Raw genomic sequence first — 5,566 nt, forward strand, 5'->3', positions numbered from 1 at the left:
TTGCAGCACTAAAGTAGTTAATCGGAAAGCAGACGTCAGCATCAGAAGAAAAAAAATAAGGCTGAGCAATGATGTGGTTTTCTAACAGCCAGCTGGCGCAATCAGCGGCGATTTTTCTGGCTAAGCCGACCCCGTTCTTGGGCGGCAGTGGATTATCGCTTTCGCAATCAATTAACAGCACATCGAGGCAGGCGTTACATATTACATGCTGCATCTGATGTGAGATAGCTTGATGCGCAAAGCCGCAAAAAAACTGCAGCATCGCTTGGTTTTTTTCACAATGTGTGACTGAGGAAGGCCGATTGATGACAAGGATGAGCAGCTGTTTTGCCTTGCTGGCTAAAGCTGCGGCTGCCAAACTGTCGATAAATTTTGTGCTTTCATTATAGGCAGGTATACAGACGGCAAATTGGTAACAGTTTTCAGCTAGGCTATCGGCCCAGCTGCGCAGCTGATGGCATTCTGCTTCTGCGTACTGTTGAAAGTAGCGGTGCATGCCTGATGCGAAACTTAGTGCAGTTTTGCTTGAATAGGCAGCTTCTGCACAATCTCAGCCTCAATGGCGAGCAGTTCATCAGCTCTGGCCAGCACCTCGGCTGGATCAAAGTATTCACTGGCTAGCTCGATAAATAGCCGATAATGCCGTTTTTCAGAGTTGGCGATCGCCTTATACATATTTTTCACCCGTCCAGCAGGCAATGCATCGGCAATCAACTGAAAACGCTCAGCGCCTCTTGCTTCAATGATGCCAGCGACAATCAGCCTATCTAGGAAGTACATGGATTTGCCATTACGAATATGCTCACGAAAGCTTAATACATAGTGATCTTTTTGATCGGCTGCCAACTGCCCGCCGCGTTCATGAATCAGCTTAATTACCTCTTTATAATGACATAATTCTTCCACTGCAAGATCGGCCATTTCAGTAACCAATGATTGGCGGTCGGGATAATGAGAAATCATTGAAATCGCCATGCCGGAGGCTTTCTTCTCAGCAGCTGCATGGTCTAAAAGAAAACTGTCAAAGTCGGCTAAAACCGCATCTACCCATGCGCTGGGGGTGTCGAAAAGCAGGGGTGATTCAAAATCTGATGACATCGTTAAGCTCGTTGTTTAAAAGCTGAAAAATAATTTTGATGCGATTATAATGGCCGGCTATTTCTGTGGGAAGTATCAAACAATATTAAGGTAAGTTTTATTATGATCATCAAACCGAAAGTTCGTGGCTTTATGTGCACCACTGCACACCCGGCTGGCTGTGAGGCCAGTGTTAAAGAGCAAATCGCCTATGTCAAAGCACAAGGTGAGTTTGAGGGGCCAAAGCGTGTATTGGTGATAGGTGCATCCACGGGCTATGGTTTAGCCTCTCGTATTACTGCTGCATTCGGCAGTGGCGCAAAAACTATCGGCGTGTTTTTTGAGAAGCCAGGCACAGAAAGAAAGCCTGGTTCTGCAGGTTATTATAATGCGGCGGCATTCAGTAAGTTGGCAACAGAAGCTGGCCTATATAACACCAGCTTCAATGGTGATGCTTTTTCAAAAGAATTAAAACAAAGCGTGATCGCTCAAATCAAAGCCGACCTTGGTCAAGTTGACTTGGTCGTTTACTCTTTGGCGGCTCCGATGCGACAGCACCCAGAAACAGGCGTTTTGCATCGTTCCACCTTAAAGCCTATTGGTAAGTCAGTAACAGCGACAACCTTGAATACGGATAAATCAGAAGTCAAACAAGTGACGCTAGACGCCGCCAGCCAGGAAGAAATTGACAATACGGTTGCTGTGATGGGCGGTGAAGATTGGCAGATGTGGATAGATGCGATGCAAGCCGAGGGCGTGTTAGCTGACGGTTGTCAGACCACAGCCTATACCTACTTGGGTGATAAAATTACCCATGACATCTACTGGGACGGTACCATTGGTGCGGCGAAAAAAGATTTAGATGAAAGAGTTAAACAAATTTCTGCATCCTTAGAGAGTATTGGTGGTTCGGCTCATGTATCGGTGCTTAAAGCCTTGGTTACGCAAGCCTCATCGGCGATTCCAATTATGCCATTATATTTGGCGTTGCTGTTTAAAGTGATGAAAGCCGATGGTGTGCACGAAGGCTGTATAGAACAAATTTATGGTTTGTTTACCGACTGTATTGTTAATGCAGACGCTGCGGTAGACGGCGATAATCGCTATCGTATGGATGGTAAAGAGCTTGAGCGTTCAATTCAGCAGCAAGTAGAGGCATTATGGCCTCAGGTAACGACTGAAAATATTGATGAATTGACGGATTTTGCCGGCTACAAAGAAGATTTCTTGAAGTTATTCGGCTTCGGCTTTGATGCCGTAGACTATGACGCTGAGGTTGAGCCTGAGCTGGCTATTGCTGGCTTAGTCGATTAATGCTGAGACTTATGAGCTAGTTTTAGCATAGCTTGCTCTAGTCCAATCTAGTCAAGCCAAGACTGTGTTCAAGGTTTATGAACAAGCCAAGCTTTTGCTTGGCTTGTTTGTATTCAGATAAAGCAATGATGCTGAAACAGAGCAAATGCTTTCATAAGATTGCTGTGTTATAAACGTATCAACTCAGAGTTCGAGGCTGCTGCGGCAAACAATCGCATAGCATTCAGTTTTACAAAGCGGTTTGCAGGCACTCGACACTAATATTTGATTTGATTGTCGACGTATCATTATCAAACATTGGCAGTAAAATAAGACGCTAAAATAAAACACTGTAATATGGCACAAGGTTAGGGCACTACAAAAATTCATTATGTCAGCGATTGTAGTTATCAATGATCACCTTATTCGGGTTCGATGCAATAACCCAGGGGTGATGACGGGCAGCGGCACGAATACCTATATCGTTCATGCTGCGGATGAAGCTTGGGTGATAGACCCAGGTCCTGCTGAGGCGGCGCATATTGCGAATATCTTCAAGGCTTGCGCGGGCAAAACGATTAGCAAAATATTTGTCACACATATGCACCCAGACCATTCACCCGCGCATCAAGCTATTCGAGACAAAACGCAGGCTGAGTTGATTGGTTTAGCGCCGGTCGATGACCCGTTCCAAGATAAGACCTGTGTACCTGAAGCACATGTGCAGCATAACCAAGTGTTCAACTTGGCCGGCCAATCTATGTTGCAAGCGGTGCACACGCCTGGGCATGTCGATAATCATGTGTGTTACTTTGTTATGCCCAGCGAGATTATGATTACAGGCGATCATATTATGCAGGGTTCTACGGTGGTGATCATACCGCCGCACGGAAACATGAAAGCCTATATTGCCTCACTTCAAAATTTGTTGAATTATCCCATTCAGCAGCTGGCGCCCGGGCATGGTGAAATGATCACCCAGCCGCTGGATGAAATTGATCACTTGATCACGCATAGATTGACCCGAGAAACGAAAGTATTAGATTGTTTACAGGGTCTACCGGCAGTTACAACATCAACACTGGTTTCATCCGTTTATGACGATGTTGATCAGAGCTTACACGCCGTAGCTGAATGCTCATTACTGGCACATTTGATCAAATTAGAGACAGAAGGACGGGTTAAACAGTATCAAGAGAATGAGCAATCACTGTGGCAGCTCATCGCGTAATGCATAGCTGAATGAGTAAAGCAGCGTTGTTAACAAGCCCGTTTCTTTAGCTATTAGCTTGAATAAGACAGGCTGTGAGTAAAAATACTGTATTTTTTTACAGTATTTACTTGAAAATTGCTGTGAAAGCATAATAATACTGTTCAAGCATACAGTTATTTTTTACAAACATAATATCGTCAGCGCATATAACCTTGAACTCGCTGGCTGAATTAAGGAGATTTCCATGGCCATGTCACCCGATAAAGAAAAAGTCTTACAAGCTGCAATGAGTCAAATTGAACGTCAATTTGGTAAGGGCTCTATCATGAAGCTCGGCGAAGGTACGCAAATGCAGGTTGATACGGTATCAACGGGTTCTCTTGCCTTAGATATTGCATTAGGTGTAGGCGGCTTGCCGTATGGCCGCATCTGTGAAATTTATGGCCCTGAATCATCGGGTAAAACCACGATGACCTTGAGCGTTATTGCTGAGGCGCAAAAGCAGGGCAAAACCTGTGCCTTTATTGATGCTGAGCACGCGCTTGACCCAACCTATGCAGAAAAACTAGGCGTGAACGTTGGCGAATTAATTGTGTCGCAGCCTGATAATGGTGAACAAGCGCTTGAAATTACTGACACGTTGGTGCGATCGGGTGCAGTAGATGTGGTTATTATCGACTCTGTGGCAGCGTTAGTGCCAAAGTCAGAAATCGAAGGTGAGATGGGCGATAGCTCGATGGGCGTTCAGGCGCGCTTGCTTTCTCAGGCTATGCGAAAGCTTACCGGTAGTATTAAACAAGCCAACTGCCTCTGTATTTTCATTAACCAAATTCGTTTGAAGATCGGCGTTATGTTTGGTAACCCTGAGACAACCACCGGCGGTAATGCTTTGAAGTTCTATTCCTCTGTGCGTTTGGATATACGTCGTATTGGTTCAACCAAAGATGGTGATGAGATTACCGGTAATGAAACACGGGTTAAGGTGGTTAAGAATAAAGTGGCGCCGCCATTTAAGCAGGCAGAATTTACTATTCTGTTTGGTAAGGGCATAGACCGCTTTGGCGAAATAATTGATTTAGGTGTTAAGCATGGTTTTGTTGATAAAGCTGGTGCCTGGTATAGCTATAAAGGGGATAAGATTGGTCAGGGTAAAGCTAATTCGGGTAAATTCCTGGCAGAAAACCCTGAGATAGCGACTGAAATCGAGATGGCTATTCGTTCTAAACTGTTGGTTGCAGCCGCACCTGAGGAAAGTGAAGATTCAGAAGTGGCTGAAGAAGCCTAATTTGACGCAATAGTCTATTGTCTATCGTGAAATGTGCTGCCGTTAATGTCTACGGTAAACGCGTCTGGGTATTGTTAAGATGACGTTAAGTCTTGCTCAAGTTACTTCAACGTACTCTTGGTATGCCCAGTTCAGGTTTTTTGGGTGAATATGATATGAATAATATATCATCACCGCCCGAAGCAACGTTCGATCAAAGCGCACTTCGATATGCGCTCGGTTTACTGGCAAAGCGAGAGTACAGCGTCTTGATGCTCAAGCAAAAGTTAGTCAACAAACATTATAACGAACAGACCATCTCTGCGTTACTTGAGTACCTTCAAGAAAAGCAATTTATTTCTGATCAACGCTTTGCTGAGCTTTTTATTCGTGATGCGCTGCGAAAATATCGCGGTGCGAATCGCATTCGCAGTGAACTTGCACAAAAGGGCATAAACTCAGCGCTTGTCAGCGAGCAGCTTGATGCGCTTAATATTGACTGGCAATCTATCGCCCATGATTTGCTCAGTAAAAAATTTACCATCTCTTACAGCAAAGATGATTCGGAATCTGATTATCAGCAATTGAATCGTTATCGAAACAAATTACTACAAAAATTACACTATCAAGGTTTTGATGGCAGCACTTGTAAACGAGCTGTTGATGACTTTCTTACAGGCGAATAAATGAGATTGTGAATTAGAACGTCTATAAGCCAT

General features: G+C 44.4%; 6 protein-coding genes. 4 read left to right on the forward strand and 2 right to left on the reverse strand.

From position 1 onward, the window contains the following. Nucleotides 1-496, reverse strand: a 496-nt coding sequence (locus HRU21_11180) for a hypothetical protein (GenBank protein ID NRA42850.1), incomplete at its 3' end; no start/stop codon positions are given. 14 nt (nt 497-510) lie between these two features. After that, nucleotides 511-1,098 carry a tRNA-(ms[2]io[6]A)-hydroxylase gene (locus tag HRU21_11185; protein ID NRA42851.1) on the reverse strand — a complete coding sequence of 196 codons (588 nt, stop codon included), beginning with the start codon at nt 1,096-1,098 and terminating at the stop codon, nt 511-513. Between the two features lie 102 nt (nt 1,099-1,200). Here HRU21_11185 and HRU21_11190 point away from each other — a divergent pair, with 102 nt between their 5' ends. The 4 genes from HRU21_11190 to HRU21_11205 all read left to right on the forward strand — a co-directional run bounded on the left by HRU21_11190 (nt 1,201) and on the right by HRU21_11205 (nt 5,533). Then, entirely contained in the window at nt 1,201-2,391 is a 1,191-nt protein-coding gene (locus HRU21_11190; protein ID NRA42852.1) for a trans-2-enoyl-CoA reductase family protein, read from the forward strand. Between the two features lie 433 nt (nt 2,392-2,824). Beyond that, nucleotides 2,825-3,601 carry an MBL fold metallo-hydrolase gene (locus tag HRU21_11195; GenBank protein ID NRA42853.1) on the forward strand — a complete coding sequence of 259 codons (777 nt, stop codon included), beginning with the start codon at nt 2,825-2,827 and terminating at the stop codon, nt 3,599-3,601. A gap of 232 nt (nt 3,602-3,833) precedes the next feature. Beyond that, nucleotides 3,834-4,868, forward strand: coding sequence for a recombinase RecA (gene recA, locus HRU21_11200; GenBank protein NRA42854.1), 1,035 nt, complete (start codon nt 3,834-3,836; stop codon nt 4,866-4,868). Nucleotides 4,869-5,023: 155 nt separating this feature from the next. Further along, a complete protein-coding gene (locus tag HRU21_11205) occupies nt 5,024-5,533 on the forward strand; it encodes a regulatory protein RecX (protein ID NRA42855.1) in 510 nt (169 codons plus the stop codon). Nucleotides 5,534-5,566 lie beyond the last annotated feature (33 nt).

The sequence above is a fragment of the Pseudomonadales bacterium genome (genome assembly GCA_013215025.1).
In the GTDB taxonomy this organism is placed as follows: Bacteria; Pseudomonadota; Gammaproteobacteria; order Pseudomonadales; family DT-91; genus DT-91.

Coding starts and splice junctions, on each gene's coding strand:
- HRU21_11185 (NRA42851.1), bottom strand. CDS start 1,098: ATGTCATCAGATTTTGAATCACCCCTGCTTTTCGACACCCCCAGCGCA.
- HRU21_11190 (NRA42852.1), top strand. CDS start 1,201: ATGATCATCAAACCGAAAGTTCGTGGCTTTATGTGCACCACTGCACAC.
- HRU21_11195 (NRA42853.1), top strand. CDS start 2,825: ATGACGGGCAGCGGCACGAATACCTATATCGTTCATGCTGCGGATGAA.
- recA (NRA42854.1), top strand. CDS start 3,834: ATGTCACCCGATAAAGAAAAAGTCTTACAAGCTGCAATGAGTCAAATT.
- HRU21_11205 (NRA42855.1), top strand. CDS start 5,024: ATGAATAATATATCATCACCGCCCGAAGCAACGTTCGATCAAAGCGCA.